The following is a 15,051-nucleotide window of genomic DNA, read 5'->3' as shown; positions in this document are numbered from 1 at the left end:
ATGAAAAAATTAACTATCCATAAACCAGCCTGGACAGTTTCGGCGCCAGTTCCTTCATGGCTTTGCGGTACACTTCCCTTTTAAAAGATACCACTTGCCTGAGAGGATACCAGTAACTGACCCACTGCCACCCATCAAATTCCGGCGAATCCGAATGATCAATCCTCACAGCACTGTCATGGCTGAGCATTTTTAACAAAAACCACTTCTGCTTCTGCCCCACACACATAGGCTGGGAATGACGACGAATCATCCGTTTTGGCAAACGATAACGCAGCCAACCCCGCGTCACGGCCAGTACCTCCACATCCTGTGGTGTCAGCCCTATCTCCTCTTTCAACTCTCTGAACATCGCCTGTTCCGGCGTTTCGCTATCCTGAATACCACCCTGGGGAAACTGCCAGGCATCTTGCCCGATACGCTTCGCCCAGAGGACCTGACCCAGCGAGTTCACCAGAATGATGCCGACGTTCGGTCGGAAGCCCTCTGAATCAATCACAATGTTGTTCCCGATTTACAATTCTATTGTCGGTTATTGTTCCACAGATATGGTTTCAGGCAAATAGCATGCCTGCATTTGCGCAAAACAGCATCACGCTCTATCCTTGCAGTCCAACTATCAGTTTTAACCGGAGTTAGTCTGTGAGACTGGCGATTTTTGATCTGGACAACACCCTGCTCGGTGGCGACAGCGACCATGCCTGGGGTGAATTTCTGTGCCGTATCGGAGCCGTGGACGAGTCAGCCTATCAGGCTGCCAATGATCGTTTCTACCGGCAGTATCAGCAAGGCACCCTGGATATCAACGAGTTTCTGGCCTTTGCTCTGCGACCACTGAGTCAGCACTCACTGACACAACTTGAGCTGTGGCATCAACAGTTCATGCAGGAGTGTATCGAACCACTGATGCTGCCAGCGGCACAGGATCTGATTGAGCAACATCGCAAACAGGGTGATCTGCCGATGATCATCACGGCAACCAATGCTTTCGTGACACGCCCGATTGCCTCACGCCTGGGCATAGATGTATTGCTGGCAACCGAGCCTGAGCTGCTGGATGGCCGCTATACAGGCCGGCTTCAGGGCACTCCCTGCTTTCAGGAAGGCAAGGTCACACGCCTGCAGCAATGGCTGGAAGAAAGGGGCCACTCCCTGTCAGGCAGTTACTTCTACAGCGACTCACGAAACGATCTGCCACTGCTGGAGCAGGTAGACCATCCGGTTGCTGTCAATCCGGATGAGACGCTGGCCAGCATTGCCCGTGAGCGCAACTGGCCGATTCTGGATCTGCGTCAGGGTTGAACTTTTTCAGCAATCAGGGACTGGGGTTGGGATAGCGGCGATGTATCGCCTCTATCTCCTCCAGCAGATCATTGCTGAGCGTGACCTGCAGCGACGCGATATTCTGCTTCAACTGATCCATCTTTGTGGCGCCAATGATATTGCTGCCCAGAAAAGAGCGACTGTTGACGAATGCCAGCGCCATCTGAGCCGGATCCAGACCTGCTGACCTGGCCAGATTGACATAGGCAGCGGTGGCATCTTCAGCCTGCTCACCTATGTAGCGCTTATATTCAGGAAAGAGCGCGAGACGAGATCCAGCCGGTCGACGCCCCTGCAGATACTTGCCACTGAGGACACCAAAGCCCAGCGGTGAGTATGCCAGCAGACCCACCTGCTCGCGCAGCAACACCTCAGCCAACCCAACCTCCAGAGAGCGATTCAGCAGGCTGTAGGGATTCTGCACCGACACCACCAAAGGCAGATCATGCGCTTTTGCCAGTTGCAGAAAAGTCATGACGCCCCAGGGGGTTTCATTGGACAGACCGATGTAACGGATCTTGCCCTCTGCCACCAGCTCAGACAGAGCCTGCAGGGTTTCCAGCGGTGGCGTGCCATCCTTCTCAGGCTCATGACGATAATTGAGCTGGCCAAAGAAGTTGGTCTGCCTATCCGGCCAGTGCAGTTGATAAAGATCGATATAATCTGTCTGCAGTCGCTGCAGGCTTCCCTCAACCGCTGCTCGGATATTACGCCGATCCAGATGCAGATCAGGACGCAGGTAACCAACCATCGCACCAGGCCCGACCACCTTGGTTGCCAGAATCAACTCCTGCCGGTTCTGGCGCTGTTTCATCCAGTTGCCGATATAGGTTTCGGTCAGCCCCTGCGTTTCGGCCTGAGTGGGGATCGGATACATCTCGGCAGCATCGAGCAGGTTGACGCCCTGAGAAACCGCATAATCCAACTGTTCAAAGGCATCGGACTCACTGTTCTGACGCCCGAAGGTCATGGTGCCGAGACAGATCCGACTGACATTCAGATCGCTGTTGCCAAGTGGTTGATACTGCATGCATGACTCCTGTTTCCATGGATGGTTATTGACGAACAAGGCGCTGTGTACGCAAAAAAGCAGCTGGTGGAGCTCGCATCAGCTGCTGGGCAGCACTCTCAGAAAGCAGGCCTTGAGATAGTCTGTTTCCGGAATGGCCGGATGGACCGGATGATCGGCCCCCTGATGCCCACGTGCAAAAATCTGCGCATTGCGATCCAGTTCACGGCTGTTGCCACGTAGCAGATCGATCAGTTGCTCCCACCCCAGATGCATGGAGCAGGAACCGGAGATCAGCACCGCATCACGCTCAAGCAGGCGCATCGCCAGATTGTTGATCCGGGCATAGGCGCGCTCACCGTTGCGCAGATCCTTGCGTTTCTGAATAAACGCAGGAGGGTCTACTATGATCAGGTCAAACCGCTCCTTCTCAGCCGTCAGCTCCTTGCAGATATCAAAGGCATCGCCCTTGAGGCCTCTGAAGCGGGTTTCGCCACCATTGATGCGCGCATTTTCTGCAGCCACATCCAGTGCGGTCTGCGACGCATCCACACAGATCACCTCAGAGGCACCGGCTGCGAGCGCCTGAGCACCCCAGCCACCGACGTAGCTGAACAGGTCCAGCACACGTTTGCCCTTGACCATCTGCTGCATGCGTGCGCGATTCTCACGGTGGTCATAGAACCACCCGGTTTTCTGGCCATCCAGTATCGGCGCCAGCAGATTGACACCGTTCTCAACCAGGGGTGCCAGCTCCGGCACTTCTCCCTGAGCCACTTCGATATAGCTGTCGAGACCTTCCAGCGCACGCATCTTGCCATCATTGCGGAACACAATCGCCGCCGGCATGAACACCTTGTTCAGCGCATCGATAATCGCATCCTTGTGCAACTCCATTCCGGCGGTGGATATCTGCACAACAAAAATATCAAAATAGCGATCAATCACCAGCCCCGGAAGACCATCGGATTCTCCGAAGACCAGACGATAGCAGGGTGCATCGAACTGCTGCTCGCGCAATGCCAATGCAATATTGAGGCGGTGAACCAGCAGCGAGCGATCCAGATGGTATTTCTGATCACGACTGATCAGTCGGCCGCAGATCAGTGTATTGGGGTTGATATAGGCGATACCGAGGGACTTGCCACGCGCATCCTGCACCACCACCTGTTCACCCGCTTCAAATCCTTTCAGAGGAGATGCCTTGGCATCCACTTCATTGCTGTAAATCCACAGATGGCCTGCCCTGAGACGCTTTTCGGCGCCGGCATTAAGGATAAGAGGTTTCAAGTTCATGGTGATCGCTTTGTATTAAATGACTGTCCCGGCACACGGCCGGGACGATCAATGGAGGAGGTGTACTGCGTATCAGCAAAGACCGTTGATCAGCCTTCAGACTCACAGTGCTCGGCATAGGCTTCGGCATCCAGCAGGTCATCCAGCTCGGCCGGATCACTCAGCTTAAGGCGGAAGAACCAGCCATCGCCATAAGGGTCACTGTTGACCATTTCAGGAGAGTCTTCCAGGTCTTCATTGATCTCAATCACTTCTCCTGACAGAGGAGCATAGATATCCGAAGCGGCCTTGACCGACTCAACCACACCACAATCATCGCCCGCTGATACCTCATCGCCGACATCCGGCAATTCAACGAAAACGACATCACCCAAAAGATCCTGCGCATGGTCAGTGACACCGATCGACACCACACCATTGCCCTCGTCACGAATCCACTCATGACTGGCAACATATTTCAGCTCGCTAGGGATATTACTCATTTCTCGCCCCACCCCTTTAAATTCAGGAATATAACTCTGGATACTGCTTTGTAATACAATTCAGGAATAAACCTTGGTGCCATTGCGAACAAAAGGCGGTTTAACCACTTTGACTTTAACCGGTTTTCCACGCATTTCAACTTCTGCTGCATCCGCCGTTGCATAGGGAACGCGTGCCATGGCTATTGAGTAGCCCAGTGTCGGCGAAAAACTGCCACTGGTGACCACACCTTCGCCGATACCTTCAACCAGCACCTTCTGCCCCGGGCGCAACACACCACGCGCTTCAAGCACCAGTCCGACCAGCTTTGTGGCTGGCTTGTCGAGGCGCTGCTGCTCCAGCACAGCGCGACCGGCAAACTGGCGATCCTGCGGCTCCCAGGCCACTGTCCAGCCCATATTGGACTCAAGCGGCGTGACAGACTCATCCATATCCTGACCGTAAAGATTCATCCCCGCCTCCAGCCGCAGCGTATCGCGTGCGCCCAGACCACAGGGAGCAACACCGGCATCGGCAAGCGCCTGCCAGAAAGCCGCTGCTTCATCTTCAGGCAGCATGATTTCGAGGCCATCTTCACCAGTGTAGCCGGTTCTTGCGATAAACCAACCTTCCGATTCCTGCCCTTGAAACAGGACCAGTTCATCGATCAGTCTGCCGCGGAACTCACTCACCACACTCTTGACACGACTGATCGCATTGGGTCCCTGAATCGCAATCATGGACAGTTCCGGCTGCTCTGTCAGCGCCACATCCATTTTGGCCGTGTGCTCAGCCATCCAGCGCAGATCCTTGACCCGTGTGGCACAATTCACCACAACCCGGAACCACTCACCCGTCACACCCGGCTCGGTCATCAGATAGACGATCAGGTCATCTATCACACCACCCTGATTGTTGAGCATGCCGCTGTAAAGCGCCTTGCCCTTGGTGTTCAGTCGCGAAACATCATTCGCCAGCAGCAGGCGCAGATATTCCTTGGCATCAGAGCCGGTGACATCGACGATAGTCATGTGCGAGACATCAAACATGCCGGCATCACGCCTGACCTGATGATGCTCATCGAGCTGTGAGCCGTAATGAAGCGGCATATCCCAGCCACCAAAGTCCACTACCTTGGCGGCCATGGCCAGATGTTTGTCGTAGAGTGCTGTTCTATTGCCCATCGGAAAGCCCATCTTTGGCAGTGTTCTGGCAGTCGAACCCAGCGTTTTTGCCGGTCGATTGCGAAAAAAGGGAAGTTAATGTATCGGTAAACGCACCTCAGTTCAATTACCCATTGCAGATTTATCCGCTCGCAGCCTGCGCTTAGCCAGAGAAGGTACATCCTGCGACAGACCCATGGCCCTGTGGACAAGATGCTGCTTGATGGGACCACAACGATCGGCAAGATTCATCCCCAGACTGCGCACCAGTCTGACCAGTGGTGGTTGCTCGGCAAACAGTCGGCGAAAACCCTCCATACCTGCTGACATCAGCAGATTGTCACTTCTGCGCATGCGCTGATAACGCCTCAAGACCCGCTCTGAAGCCAGGGACTCACCTGCCGCATGCGCGGCCAGCAAAACCTCTGCAAGCGCAGCCGCGTCCAGAAATCCGAGATTGACACCCTGTCCGGCCAGCGGATGAATAGTGTGCGCGGCATCACCTATCAATGCCAGGCCCGGTGCAACATAGCGATGCGCATGGCGCTGGCGTAAAGGGAATACAAAGCGCTTTTCAGGCTGCGAGAAATGTCCCAGCCGAGCATCAAAGGCACGCTCAAGCGCAACGCAGAAATCCTCATCACTCAGCGCCATCAACTGGCTGGCATGATCAGGTGAGGTCGACCAGACCAGCGATGACCAGTGAGGATCATCAAGCGGCAGCAGAGCCAGCGGACCATCTTCAGTGAAGCGCTGCCGACAGGTCGCACGATGTGGCAGCTCACTGTATACCGATGTCACGAGAGCATGGTGTCCATAGTCCCACTCTGTCGCCGCCATCCCGGTCAGTTGTCGCACTTTCGACAAGGCACCATCAGCACCCACCAGCAAGGGTGCACGGATCATTTCTCCGTTTTTCAGGGTCAGCAGACGTGTGCCGGCTGCATCCGGAGCCGAAACACTGGCCAGTTCAGCGCCTGGCAGAAATTCGATGGATGCCTGCTCCAGCATCCTCTGATACAGGGCCGCAAGCGTGACACGGTTTTCAACAATATGACCCAGGCAGGGTTCATGCAGCTCGGCGGCACTGAAACCTATCTCACCTGTACCGCTGCCATCCCACACCTCCATATCGGTATAGGCGGAAACACGCTGCTGCTGCATCAAAGGCCAGGCCCCGACATGACTCAGAAACTGTTGCGAGGCACAGGTCAGCGCACTGACACGCGAGTCATAGCCCAGAGCCTGCCATGCGGGCAGATCAGAGATAAAGGCCTCTGCCGAACGTGGCTGCTGCTCCAGAATCAGGATACGCAGACCCGAGGGTGACAGCGCACAGGCCAGTGCCACACCGACCATACCGCCGCCGACAATCACCAGATCGACATCTCTGCTCTGCCCTTCATTCGCCATCATCTTTCCTCAGTTGTTGATCATCAAGGCAACCGCATGGCGGGCATATCAAGCCCCATTGCGGCACGGGCAAACAGGGTTTTTGCAGACGGACAGATATCCATGAACTGCAAACCAGCCGTTCTGCCCAGTCGCAGCAGACTGTTTTGACTAGTGAACAGTTTCATGGTTCGGTCGCTGAACTCTATGGTGCGAAACTGATCCTTGCGTCGTTTCTGCTCATAAGCCTGTAACGCAGCCAGATCACCCAGCGCACCACCCTGCTCGCTCTGCATGGCGATCATCTCTGCAAGCCCTACCACCCCACGCAGTGCCAGGTTATACCCCTGCCCCGCAATCGGATGCAGCGCATGCGCGGCATTACCCAATACCACCAGCCCCCGCCTGACCTGTTCTTCGGCCTGCACCAGCTTTAACGGATAGTGATGCCGGGCGCCGACACGAATAAAGCGCCCCGCGCGATAACCGAAATGTTCCTGCAGCTGTTTCAGGAAGGCGCCGTCACTCAATTCAGTGACCGCCGCCAGCTCATCATCGGGCAGCGTCCAGACCAGCGCACAACGATGTTCACCTGCCACAGATTCACCCGGCAGCAGCGCAATAGGGCCGGTAGCGGTAAAGCGCTCATAGGCAATATTCCGATGTGGTCGATCCAGGCTCAGGTTAGCGACGATTGCATACTGACCGTAAGGCTGCTCCGTGTACCCTATCCCCATACGGTTGCGCAGCGCTGATCGCCCACCATCGGCCATCACCACCAGCCGAGCCCCGATGCGCTGCGATTCCGGCGCAGACAACTCCACCTCATAGCCTGTTTCGCAGGGTTGCATATCAACCACTTCGGCAGGACATATGAAGTCGATCAGATCACTGCCCTGCTCACGTATATGCTGCAGCAGCACCTGACCCAGCCATCTGTTCTCGACCACATAGCCCAGCGCTTCGACCTGCTCCTGCTCTGCATTCAGCCTAGTGGCGCCGAACTGTCCTTTATCCGAGACATGGATACGATCGATCGCGGTCAGATGGCGACTCAGCTCAGCCCAGATCCCCAACTGTTCGTAAAAAGTACGCGCACCATAGGCCAGTGCAGTCGATCGGGCATCATAGCTCGGCTGATACACACTGCTGCCGGCATCCGGCAGGGGCATCGCCTCCACCAGAGCAATGCTGAGCTGATAACGACGCGCCAGCGGCAGCAAGGCACAGGCCAGACTGGCCCCCACCATCCCACCACCCACAATCAGCAGGTCATATTCGGTTTTCATCCCGTCACTGCGCCTCCCGCATCAAGCGCTCAATTGCCTCTACCGACTTCGGAGCCGCAGCCGTCAATACAGTATGGCCTTCGGGTGTCACCAGCACATCATCCTCGATACGTATCCCGATACCTCGCCAGTGAGGTTCAACCGCTTCATTATCAGGTGCAACATAGATACCCGGTTCGACCGTCAGCACCATTCCGGGCTCCAGTGGTCGCCACTCGCCCTGCTGCTTATAGCTGCCAACATCATGTACATCCATACCCAGCCAGTGACCGCTGCGATGCATATAAAAAGGACGATAAGCCTCGGAAGCGATCAGCTCATCCAGATCCCCGCTAAGCAGACCGAGCCTGATCAGACCTGCGGTGATGACCCTTACCGACAGATCATGAATATCATTCCAGGGTACGCCGGGCCGGATCGCTTCAATACACTGCAGTTGAGTGTCCAGCACCAGCTCATACAGGGCGCGCTGCTGCTCATTGAATCGGCCGTTGACCGGGAAGGTACGCGTGATGTCGCTGGCATAGCAGTCGAGTTCGCAGCCAGCATCTATCAGCACCAGATCGCCATCGCAAAGGGGAGCACTGTTCTCAATATAGTGCAGAATACAGCCATTTTCGCCGCCGCCCACGATCGGAGAATAGGCCTGGAAACGCGCACCCTGCATGGCACAATGATGCATGATGCAGGCTTCGAGCATGTACTCCATCATACCAGGACGGCACTGCTGCATCGCCTTCACATGCGCTGCGGCTGAAATATCGGCAGCTGCACTCATCACCGCCACCTCCTCGTCATCCTTGATCAGCCGCATCTCATGCAGCAGGCTATCTATCTGCAGCAGGGCCTCAGGTGGTTCACAACCCTGACGGACGCGTTTGCGCAGTGTAGCGAGCCAAGCCTGCACCCGCTGATCAAAGGCCGTGCTTTGTCCCATCGGATAGTAGAGGCTGCGACGCCCATCAAGCAGTTCCGGCAGCTTTTCATCTGCCTCACCCAGCACAAACGCCTGATCAGCACCGTATACTTCGCAACAGCCTTCAGGGCCGGCACGATAGCCGGTCCAGACCTCCATCGCCGGATCACGCGGCTGGCAGATCAGGATATACTCGCCCTCAGGTCGCCCCGGCAGCAGCAACAGCAAACCATCCGGCTCATTGAATCCGGTCAGGTAATAGAAATCACTATTCTGTCGAAAGGGATATTCCGCATCCGCATTGCGATGCAGATGCGTGGCAGCAGGCAACACTACCACGCTGTCAGATGGCAATTGCTGCAACAACCTTGTACGTCTGGCCTTGTACTGCGACTGGGAAATCTTCAACTTCAGCATCCTCTTACCTGAATCCGTGATGTCAGGGCATTTCGACAGACAACGCTATCGATCTGTGAAAAAGTGATCAGTAAAAAAGCGATCAGTGAAGCAGGGGCTGCTTCTCGTCGGTATCATCCGGCTCAGGATTACACTCTGTAAACACCAGCAGCGCCGCCATTCTGACATACTCATAGACTTCCATCAGGTCCGCCTCATCCTCATCACCTGCCGCTTCACTTTCAGCAGCTATCTGCGCGATCTGCGCCAGGTCATGCAGTGTTTCCGTGACCTCTTCACTGAGTTTGGCATGTCGTGCAGCATAGAGGCCGAAGCCAGACAGAAAACCGCTGCACCAGCCACCCAGAGCATCTGCACGCTGTTCCAATTGGTGGACATCATCCGGCATCAGGAGTTGCAGCGAAAACTCTGTCGACTGCAACTGCGCCAGCGTGGTCTGGTAGAGTTCCAGCAAAATCAGTTTGATATTTTCCCCGTTGAGGATATCCAGATCCATCAGCTCAGCAACTACACGCAGCAGTGTATCCGGGTCAAAACGAGCGCCGGCAGCAAGCTGGCCAGACAGCATGCCATGCAGTTCGGAGGGGGCTACCGTCAGCACGCCCTCCTCAATAAGGCTGTTTGCCAGCGTATCAAAGTCGGGCAACTGCCCTATCGTACTCTTGTCATCAGTCATATATGAATTATTTCGGATCAGATTGAAGGTATGCCAACAGCGTGTATGCTAGCATCTGCAGCAAGTTTGAATAACCCCCTCAGTCACATGGGGAACTGCCTCCCCAGGCCTATACTTTCCGACTGCCAGCCAAGGTATGCCGATTGACCCCCAAACGCTGGCTGTTTATATTGCTGCAATCAGCCATCGGAGCCGGAAATGACCGAACACTACTTTAACGCCCTTGAACAGAAAATCGACCGCCTGATCCATAAAATTGATGATCTGGAGCGGGAAAACCGGCGCCTGAAAGATCAGGAAAGCAAGCTGCGCGAGGAGCGTGCACAGCTCATCCAGCTCAGCAACCAGACTCAAGGCAAGGTCGAGGCGATGATTCAGCGCCTGAAATCTCTGGAGCAAAGCTCATGAACAACAGTGCGCGCAGTGTCACCGTAAAACTTCTGGGAAAGGAATACACCATCAGCTGTCCGGATGGAGCTGAAGCAGAGCTGCTGGCCTCCGCCGACTTTCTCAATCAGAAAATGAAAGAGATACATAACAGTGGCAAGGTGGTTGGGCTGGAACGGATTGCGATCATGGCTGCCCTCAATACATCACATGAGCTGATCAAGAGCAAGGAGGAGCAGCGACAGATAGTAGAGGGTCACCTGCGCAGAATCAGCGGCAAGATCGATCAGTCACTGGCGCGGATGGAGGCCACAGGGGATAAGGAGTAGCGCATCGCCGCTGAAACCCAGCCGCAGGTCGCATACAGGCAGGCTGAAAATAATTCATGCGTTATATTCGGTTTTCGTATCAGTGGGATAGCAACCCCTAGCAGATTATCAGTTTTTTACAAGACCTGACATCGAATGCTTTTCCAGTATAATGAAGGTGTCTCCTGAGGTGTTCGCGAGTTGGTTACGTCCCTCGAGCCTATATCCAAATCTCAGGCAGCAACCGTTCGATGCTGTGAGCATGTCCGCTGACGGAAAGCCTGATGCATCAAGCGTTGCTACCACTCTGAACCTTACGGTTCAGGGCCACAATCAATAACGGCACCCCGGGAGACCCCATCAAAATGGATGCGCGACGAGAGCTGCGCAAGCAGATGCGCGCCAAGCGCAGAAATCTGACCCCTCAGCAACAACTCAGAGCAAGTGAGCGCGCCATGCGCACACTTCAGAATCAGCTCTGGTTCCGCCAGGCACAACATATAGCGCTTTATCTGCCTAATGACGGCGAAATCGACCCCACCGCCATGATCAAGCTCTGCTGGAAGCTCCGCAAGACAGTCCTCCTGCCAGTGCTGCACCCTATTTCACACAACTGTCTGTGGTTTCTACCCTATAAGCCATCAACACGCATGCGCCGCAACAGCTACAAGATTCTGGAACCCGTGGTTACGCGCGCAAGACGCAGGCCTGCCTGGGCACTGGATCTGGTCATGATGCCACTGGTCGCATTTGACCCTCAGGGTGGGAGGCTGGGTATGGGAGGAGGCTACTACGACAGAACCTTCAGCTTCAAATTCAACCATAAAGGCATGAAGGGACCACGCCTGATCGGGTTGGCTCATGATTTTCAGAAGGTGGAAAAATTACCGACTGCAGCCTGGGATGTACCGCTGCAGGGTATTCTGACGGACGGTGAATTCTACCCCGTCAGCGGATAGCCAGTTCGTGCCTATAGTCAGTTGACAGTCAGCTATTGAAGACCTGCTGCACCAGAGATGCCAACTCGAAGCCGCTCTGGGAAAAACCGGTCATTACAGTACCGACAATAAACACCAGGATCAGAATCAGTATCAGATCGGGACCCTTTTTCATTCTTTGTCTCTTCTAAGTTATGGATTGCGCACTTTACAAGCAAACGTTTGTTTGCTCCATTGTTATTATTACAGTCTTTCATATTGACAAAAAAATGCAATAGAAATTCTGATAATATCTCAATTTTTCCTGAGTTTAACTCTGACTATTAAGACAAGCACTCAGATTTCAACCACCTCCTCATGAAAAGACAGTCTTTTTCCGAGTTATTAACGGCACCTAACCCAGCAGATGCAGTATCAACGGCATGCTCAACATCGACAGGAGTGTCTGCCCGGTAATGATCGCAGCCATCAGGGGCGCATCACCCTGCAGCTGACGCGCCAGGATATAGGCAGAGGTTGCGGTCGGAACAGCGGCGAACAGCAGGAACACGCCAGTTGCCTCAGCACTGAGTTGCAGTAACTGCGCCAACCCCCAGGCCAGCAGAGGAAAGGCGAGCAGCTTGATCGCAGACGCCGCTGCAAACGCCCGCCCTGCATGCCTCAACGCCGGCAGCGAAAGCCCCGCCCCCACCGCCAGCAAACCGAGCGGAAGTGCCATCTGCCCCAGCAGATCAAAAACCGGCACCACCAGCACCGGTAAGCCGCCGAGAGTGACATTGATCAGCAGCCCCAGCAGGCAAGCCAGAATAAGCGGGTTGGTCAAAAGTGTTTTCAACACGCCGGACCAGGAGGGTGACGCAGCTGTATAACGGGCAAAGACCAGAATACAGAGCAGGTTCAACAGCGGAATCATTACTGCCGCTATCACGGCGGCCAAGGCAAGGCCGGAGTCGGAATAAAGTGCAGCCGATGCCGCCAATGCAACGAAGGTATTGAAGCGCATCCCACCCTGATAAAAAGAGGTAAAGGCTGCAGGCTGCAATTTCAGCAGCGGACGCAACAGAAAGCACAACAACGTACCCAGCGCCAGCAACAGCACAACCGCCAGCACCAGCGCCATCGACTCGTCGCCCGACAGGCTGGCATCACTGAGCCTGCGCACCAGCAGTGCGGGAAACAGAATATAATAGGTCGCTCGCTCTGCCGGTTGCCAGAAGGACTCGCCGGGAAAACGAAAGACACGCGCCAGATAACCCAGCATCAGCAGGGCAAACACCGGCCACAGGGCACTCAGGATCTGTTGCATCGATTCTTCAGTCGCTAAAAAGGCTGCAATGGCTTACTCTAAAAGCAAGCGAAAATGTGTTTATCAATATGTGTATCAGGAGCTAGAACATGATGACTTCATTGGTTCTGACCGTCATCGGACCGGACAGACCCGGCCTCGTCGAGGCGCTTTCACGTACCATCGCTGAACATCAGGGCAACTGGCTGGAATCAGGCATGTCACGCCTGGCGGGCAAGTTTGCCGGCATCATGATCGCTCAGGTGCCGTCGGACCAGAGCAAAGCGCTGATCGCGGCACTCCAGGCACTTGAAAGCAAGGGCCTGAAGGTCACCGTCGAAGCCGGCGAGGAGAGCACAACCGAAACATCTCGCCGCGCCATTTCACTGGCACTGATTGGACACGACCGTCCCGGCATCGTCAAGGAGATTTCGCAGGCCCTGGCTGCGCGTCAGGTCAATGTCGAACGCCTGACCACACTACTGGTGTCCGGCTCCATGTCAGGAGAACAGCTGTTCCAGGCCGATGCTCAACTCAGTGTTCCGGATGATCTGGATCTGGATGAACTTCAGGAAGCGCTGGAAAGTCTGGCAAACGATCTGATGGTTGATATAAGCCTGCGCTGATAAACCGATCAGACCCCCGCCCACTTGATCGCAGGGCGGGGTCTGATCAGCGATTCACAACAGTTTATTCACGTCCGGCAAGCAATTCACGCCCACGGATAACCGCCTGCCTGACCTGCTGGGGCGCAGTTCCACCGATGTGGTTACGAGCCGCCACTGAGCCTTCCAGCGTGAGGACTTCAAATACATCCGCTTCAATCACGTCCGAGAACTGCTGCAGCTCCTCCAGCGTCATCTCACCCAGATCCTGACTGGTCTTGATACCATAGGCAACCGACAGCCCGACAATTTCATGCGCATCACGGAAAGCCACACCTTTGCGAACCAGATAATCAGCCAGATCGGTTGCGGTTGAGAAGCCACGCAGCGCTGCTTCGCGCATCACCATCTTGCGTGACTCCAGTGCCGGAACCATGTCGCCGAAAGCGCGCAGACATCCCTTGACGGTATCCACTGTGTCAAACAGGGGCTCCTTATCTTCCTGATTATCCTTGTTATAGGCCAGCGGCTGAGACTTCATCAGTGTCAGCAGTGACATCAGATGGCCATAGACACGCCCGCTTTTGCCACGAACCAGCTCAGGCACATCGGGGTTTTTCTTCTGCGGCATGATCGATGAGCCGGTGCAGAAACGATCCGGCAGGTTGATGAAGCCGAACTGCGCCGAGGTCCAGAGCACCAACTCTTCCGACATGCGCGTCATATGCATCAGCAGCAGGCTGGATGCGGCACAGAATTCAATTGCAAAGTCGCGATCCGACACCGCATCCAGCGAATTGTTGGCAGGTGCGGTAAACGCCATCAGTTCGGCACTGTAATGCCGATCAATGGGATAAGTGGTCCCCGCCAGTGCAGCCGCCCCCAGTGGCATGATATTGATCCGCTTGCGGCAATCAGCAAAGCGTTCGTAGTCGCGACTGAGCATCTCGAACCAGGCCAGCAGATGGTGGCCGAAGGTCACGGGCTGCGCTGTTTGCAGATGGGTAAAGCCGGGCATGATGGTATCGGCCTCGCGCTCCGCCAGATCCAGCAAGCCCTGTTGCAGGCGGCTGATCTCATCCAGAATCAGATCCGTCTCTTCACGCAGATAAAGACGAATATCGGTCGCAACCTGATCATTACGCGAACGACCGGTATGCAGCTTTTTGCCGGTGATACCGATCTTGCGCGTCAATGCCGCTTCGATGTTCATATGTACATCTTCCAGCTCGATCGACCATTCAAATTCACCGCGTTCGATCTCGATGCGAATTTCGCCCAGACCACGCAGAATATCATCACGCTCCTGCTCAGTGAGCACGCCGACTTTTGCCAGCATGCGCGCATGCGCTATCGAACCCTGGATATCATGCTTGTACAGGCGCTTGTCGAACTCGACAGAGGCGGTGAAGCGCGCGACAAAGGCATCGGTAGGCTCAGTGAAGCGACCACCCCACTGCTGGTTGGTTTTGTTGCTCATGTTCGAAATCTCCAGGAATAGAAGCCAGGCAAATATGCGCCGATTATATCAGGCTTACCCGACGATGGGGGCCTTGTAATAAAACAGCCCGTGATAAAACGCAGC

General features: G+C 55.1%; 17 protein-coding genes and 1 other RNA gene. 6 read left to right on the top strand and 12 right to left on the bottom strand.

The genetic code is table 11. The features are described from left to right. Positions 1-13: 13 nt before the first annotated feature. Entirely contained in the window at positions 14-499 is a 486-nt protein-coding gene (gene rppH, locus F7R27_RS14650; RefSeq protein WP_151705014.1) for an RNA pyrophosphohydrolase, read from the bottom strand. A 143-nt stretch (positions 500-642) separates the two neighbouring features. Here rppH and F7R27_RS14645 point away from each other — a divergent pair, with 143 nt between their 5' ends. Beyond that, entirely contained in the window at positions 643-1,302 is a 660-nt protein-coding gene (locus F7R27_RS14645; protein WP_151705013.1) for a histidinol-phosphatase, read from the top strand. Positions 1,303-1,315: 13 nt separating this feature from the next. Here the strand turns inward: F7R27_RS14645 and F7R27_RS14640 are convergent, their stop codons facing one another. The 8 genes from F7R27_RS14640 to F7R27_RS14605 all read right to left on the bottom strand — a co-directional run bounded on the left by F7R27_RS14640 (position 1,316) and on the right by F7R27_RS14605 (position 9,943). Beyond that, a complete protein-coding gene (locus F7R27_RS14640; RefSeq protein ID WP_151705012.1) occupies positions 1,316-2,353 on the bottom strand; it encodes an NADP(H)-dependent aldo-keto reductase in 1,038 nt (345 codons plus the stop codon). 78 nt (positions 2,354-2,431) lie between these two features. Then, positions 2,432-3,628: a class I SAM-dependent rRNA methyltransferase gene (locus F7R27_RS14635; protein WP_151705011.1), complete on the bottom strand. Its 1,197-nt coding sequence runs from the start codon at positions 3,626-3,628 to the stop codon at positions 2,432-2,434. Between the two features lie 89 nt (positions 3,629-3,717). Next, positions 3,718-4,110, bottom strand: coding sequence for a glycine cleavage system protein GcvH (gene gcvH, locus F7R27_RS14630; RefSeq protein WP_151705010.1), 393 nt, complete (start codon positions 4,108-4,110; stop codon positions 3,718-3,720). A 60-nt stretch (positions 4,111-4,170) separates the two neighbouring features. After that, entirely contained in the window at positions 4,171-5,274 is a 1,104-nt protein-coding gene (gene gcvT, locus F7R27_RS14625) for a glycine cleavage system aminomethyltransferase GcvT (RefSeq protein ID WP_151705009.1), read from the bottom strand. A 102-nt stretch (positions 5,275-5,376) separates the two neighbouring features. Continuing rightward, positions 5,377-6,666, bottom strand: a complete 1,290-nt coding sequence (locus F7R27_RS14620; protein WP_151705121.1) for a UbiH/UbiF/VisC/COQ6 family ubiquinone biosynthesis hydroxylase — start codon at positions 6,664-6,666, stop codon at positions 5,377-5,379. A gap of 23 nt (positions 6,667-6,689) precedes the next feature. Beyond that, positions 6,690-7,934 (bottom strand): 2-octaprenyl-6-methoxyphenyl hydroxylase, encoded by a 1,245-nt coding sequence (ubiH, locus tag F7R27_RS14615; RefSeq protein WP_151705008.1) that lies wholly within the window; start codon positions 7,932-7,934, stop codon positions 6,690-6,692. 4 nt (positions 7,935-7,938) lie between these two features. Next, positions 7,939-9,267, bottom strand: a complete 1,329-nt coding sequence (pepP, locus tag F7R27_RS14610; RefSeq protein WP_338088407.1) for a Xaa-Pro aminopeptidase — start codon at positions 9,265-9,267, stop codon at positions 7,939-7,941. Between the two features lie 82 nt (positions 9,268-9,349). After that, positions 9,350-9,943, bottom strand: a complete 594-nt coding sequence (locus F7R27_RS14605) for a UPF0149 family protein (protein WP_151705007.1) — start codon at positions 9,941-9,943, stop codon at positions 9,350-9,352. A 198-nt stretch (positions 9,944-10,141) separates the two neighbouring features. Between F7R27_RS14605 and F7R27_RS14600 the strand changes: the two genes are divergently transcribed. The 4 genes from F7R27_RS14600 to F7R27_RS14585 all read left to right on the top strand — a co-directional run bounded on the left by F7R27_RS14600 (position 10,142) and on the right by F7R27_RS14585 (position 11,597). Beyond that, on the top strand, positions 10,142-10,351 hold the full coding sequence (locus F7R27_RS14600; protein ID WP_151705006.1) for a TIGR02449 family protein: 210 nt from the start codon (positions 10,142-10,144) through the stop codon (positions 10,349-10,351). Continuing rightward, positions 10,348-10,659: a cell division protein ZapA gene (locus tag F7R27_RS14595; RefSeq protein ID WP_151705005.1), complete on the top strand. Its 312-nt coding sequence runs from the start codon at positions 10,348-10,350 to the stop codon at positions 10,657-10,659. The genes F7R27_RS14600 and F7R27_RS14595 overlap by 4 nt, the downstream gene beginning before the upstream one ends. A gap of 158 nt (positions 10,660-10,817) precedes the next feature. Continuing rightward, a non-coding RNA gene (gene ssrS / locus F7R27_RS14590) (6S RNA) lies at positions 10,818-10,996 on the top strand. A gap of 7 nt (positions 10,997-11,003) precedes the next feature. Next, on the top strand, positions 11,004-11,597 hold the full coding sequence (locus tag F7R27_RS14585) for a 5-formyltetrahydrofolate cyclo-ligase (protein ID WP_151705004.1): 594 nt from the start codon (positions 11,004-11,006) through the stop codon (positions 11,595-11,597). A gap of 28 nt (positions 11,598-11,625) precedes the next feature. On the opposite strand, the gene F7R27_RS18935 is transcribed toward F7R27_RS14585, so the two are convergent. Both F7R27_RS18935 and F7R27_RS14580 read right to left on the bottom strand, forming a co-directional pair. Then, positions 11,626-11,751 (bottom strand): hypothetical protein, encoded by a 126-nt coding sequence (locus F7R27_RS18935; RefSeq protein WP_276612569.1) that lies wholly within the window; start codon positions 11,749-11,751, stop codon positions 11,626-11,628. Positions 11,752-11,970: 219 nt separating this feature from the next. Then, complete coding sequence (locus tag F7R27_RS14580) at positions 11,971-12,882, bottom strand: AEC family transporter (RefSeq protein WP_151705003.1); 912 nt, start codon at positions 12,880-12,882, stop codon at positions 11,971-11,973. Between the two features lie 89 nt (positions 12,883-12,971). On the opposite strand from F7R27_RS14580, the gene F7R27_RS14575 reads away from it, so the two are divergent. Then, on the top strand, positions 12,972-13,487 hold the full coding sequence (locus F7R27_RS14575; protein WP_151705002.1) for a glycine cleavage system transcriptional repressor: 516 nt from the start codon (positions 12,972-12,974) through the stop codon (positions 13,485-13,487). A gap of 64 nt (positions 13,488-13,551) precedes the next feature. Here F7R27_RS14575 and argH read toward each other — a convergent pair whose 3' ends face one another. After that, complete coding sequence (gene argH, locus F7R27_RS14570; protein ID WP_151705001.1) at positions 13,552-14,946, bottom strand: argininosuccinate lyase; 1,395 nt, start codon at positions 14,944-14,946, stop codon at positions 13,552-13,554. Positions 14,947-15,051 lie beyond the last annotated feature (105 nt).

Source organism: Nitrincola alkalilacustris (assembly GCF_008973755.1).
Classification (GTDB): Bacteria; Pseudomonadota; Gammaproteobacteria; order Pseudomonadales; family Balneatricaceae; genus Nitrincola; species Nitrincola alkalilacustris.
This window is presented reverse-complemented; position numbering and strand designations above follow the sequence as displayed.

Excerpts from the sequence above, each read along its gene's own strand:
- F7R27_RS14640 (WP_151705012.1), bottom strand. The coding sequence starts at position 2,353 with ATGCAGTATCAACCACTTGGCAACAGCGATCTGAATGTCAGTCGGATC.
- F7R27_RS14635 (WP_151705011.1), bottom strand. The coding sequence starts at position 3,628 with ATGAACTTGAAACCTCTTATCCTTAATGCCGGCGCCGAAAAGCGTCTC.
- gcvH (WP_151705010.1), bottom strand. The coding sequence starts at position 4,110 with ATGAGTAATATCCCTAGCGAGCTGAAATATGTTGCCAGTCATGAGTGG.
- gcvT (WP_151705009.1), bottom strand. The coding sequence starts at position 5,274 with ATGGGCAATAGAACAGCACTCTACGACAAACATCTGGCCATGGCCGCC.
- F7R27_RS14620 (WP_151705121.1), bottom strand. The coding sequence starts at position 6,666 with ATGGCGAATGAAGGGCAGAGCAGAGATGTCGATCTGGTGATTGTCGGC.
- ubiH (WP_151705008.1), bottom strand. The coding sequence starts at position 7,934 with ATGAAAACCGAATATGACCTGCTGATTGTGGGTGGTGGGATGGTGGGG.
- pepP (WP_338088407.1), bottom strand. The coding sequence starts at position 9,267 with ATGCTGAAGTTGAAGATTTCCCAGTCGCAGTACAAGGCCAGACGTACA.
- F7R27_RS14605 (WP_151705007.1), bottom strand. The coding sequence starts at position 9,943 with ATGACTGATGACAAGAGTACGATAGGGCAGTTGCCCGACTTTGATACG.
- F7R27_RS14600 (WP_151705006.1), top strand. The coding sequence starts at position 10,142 with ATGACCGAACACTACTTTAACGCCCTTGAACAGAAAATCGACCGCCTG.
- F7R27_RS14595 (WP_151705005.1), top strand. The coding sequence starts at position 10,348 with ATGAACAACAGTGCGCGCAGTGTCACCGTAAAACTTCTGGGAAAGGAA.
- F7R27_RS14585 (WP_151705004.1), top strand. The coding sequence starts at position 11,004 with ATGGATGCGCGACGAGAGCTGCGCAAGCAGATGCGCGCCAAGCGCAGA.
- F7R27_RS18935 (WP_276612569.1), bottom strand. The coding sequence starts at position 11,751 with ATGAAAAAGGGTCCCGATCTGATACTGATTCTGATCCTGGTGTTTATT.
- F7R27_RS14580 (WP_151705003.1), bottom strand. The coding sequence starts at position 12,882 with ATGCAACAGATCCTGAGTGCCCTGTGGCCGGTGTTTGCCCTGCTGATG.
- F7R27_RS14575 (WP_151705002.1), top strand. The coding sequence starts at position 12,972 with ATGATGACTTCATTGGTTCTGACCGTCATCGGACCGGACAGACCCGGC.
- argH (WP_151705001.1), bottom strand. The coding sequence starts at position 14,946 with ATGAGCAACAAAACCAACCAGCAGTGGGGTGGTCGCTTCACTGAGCCT.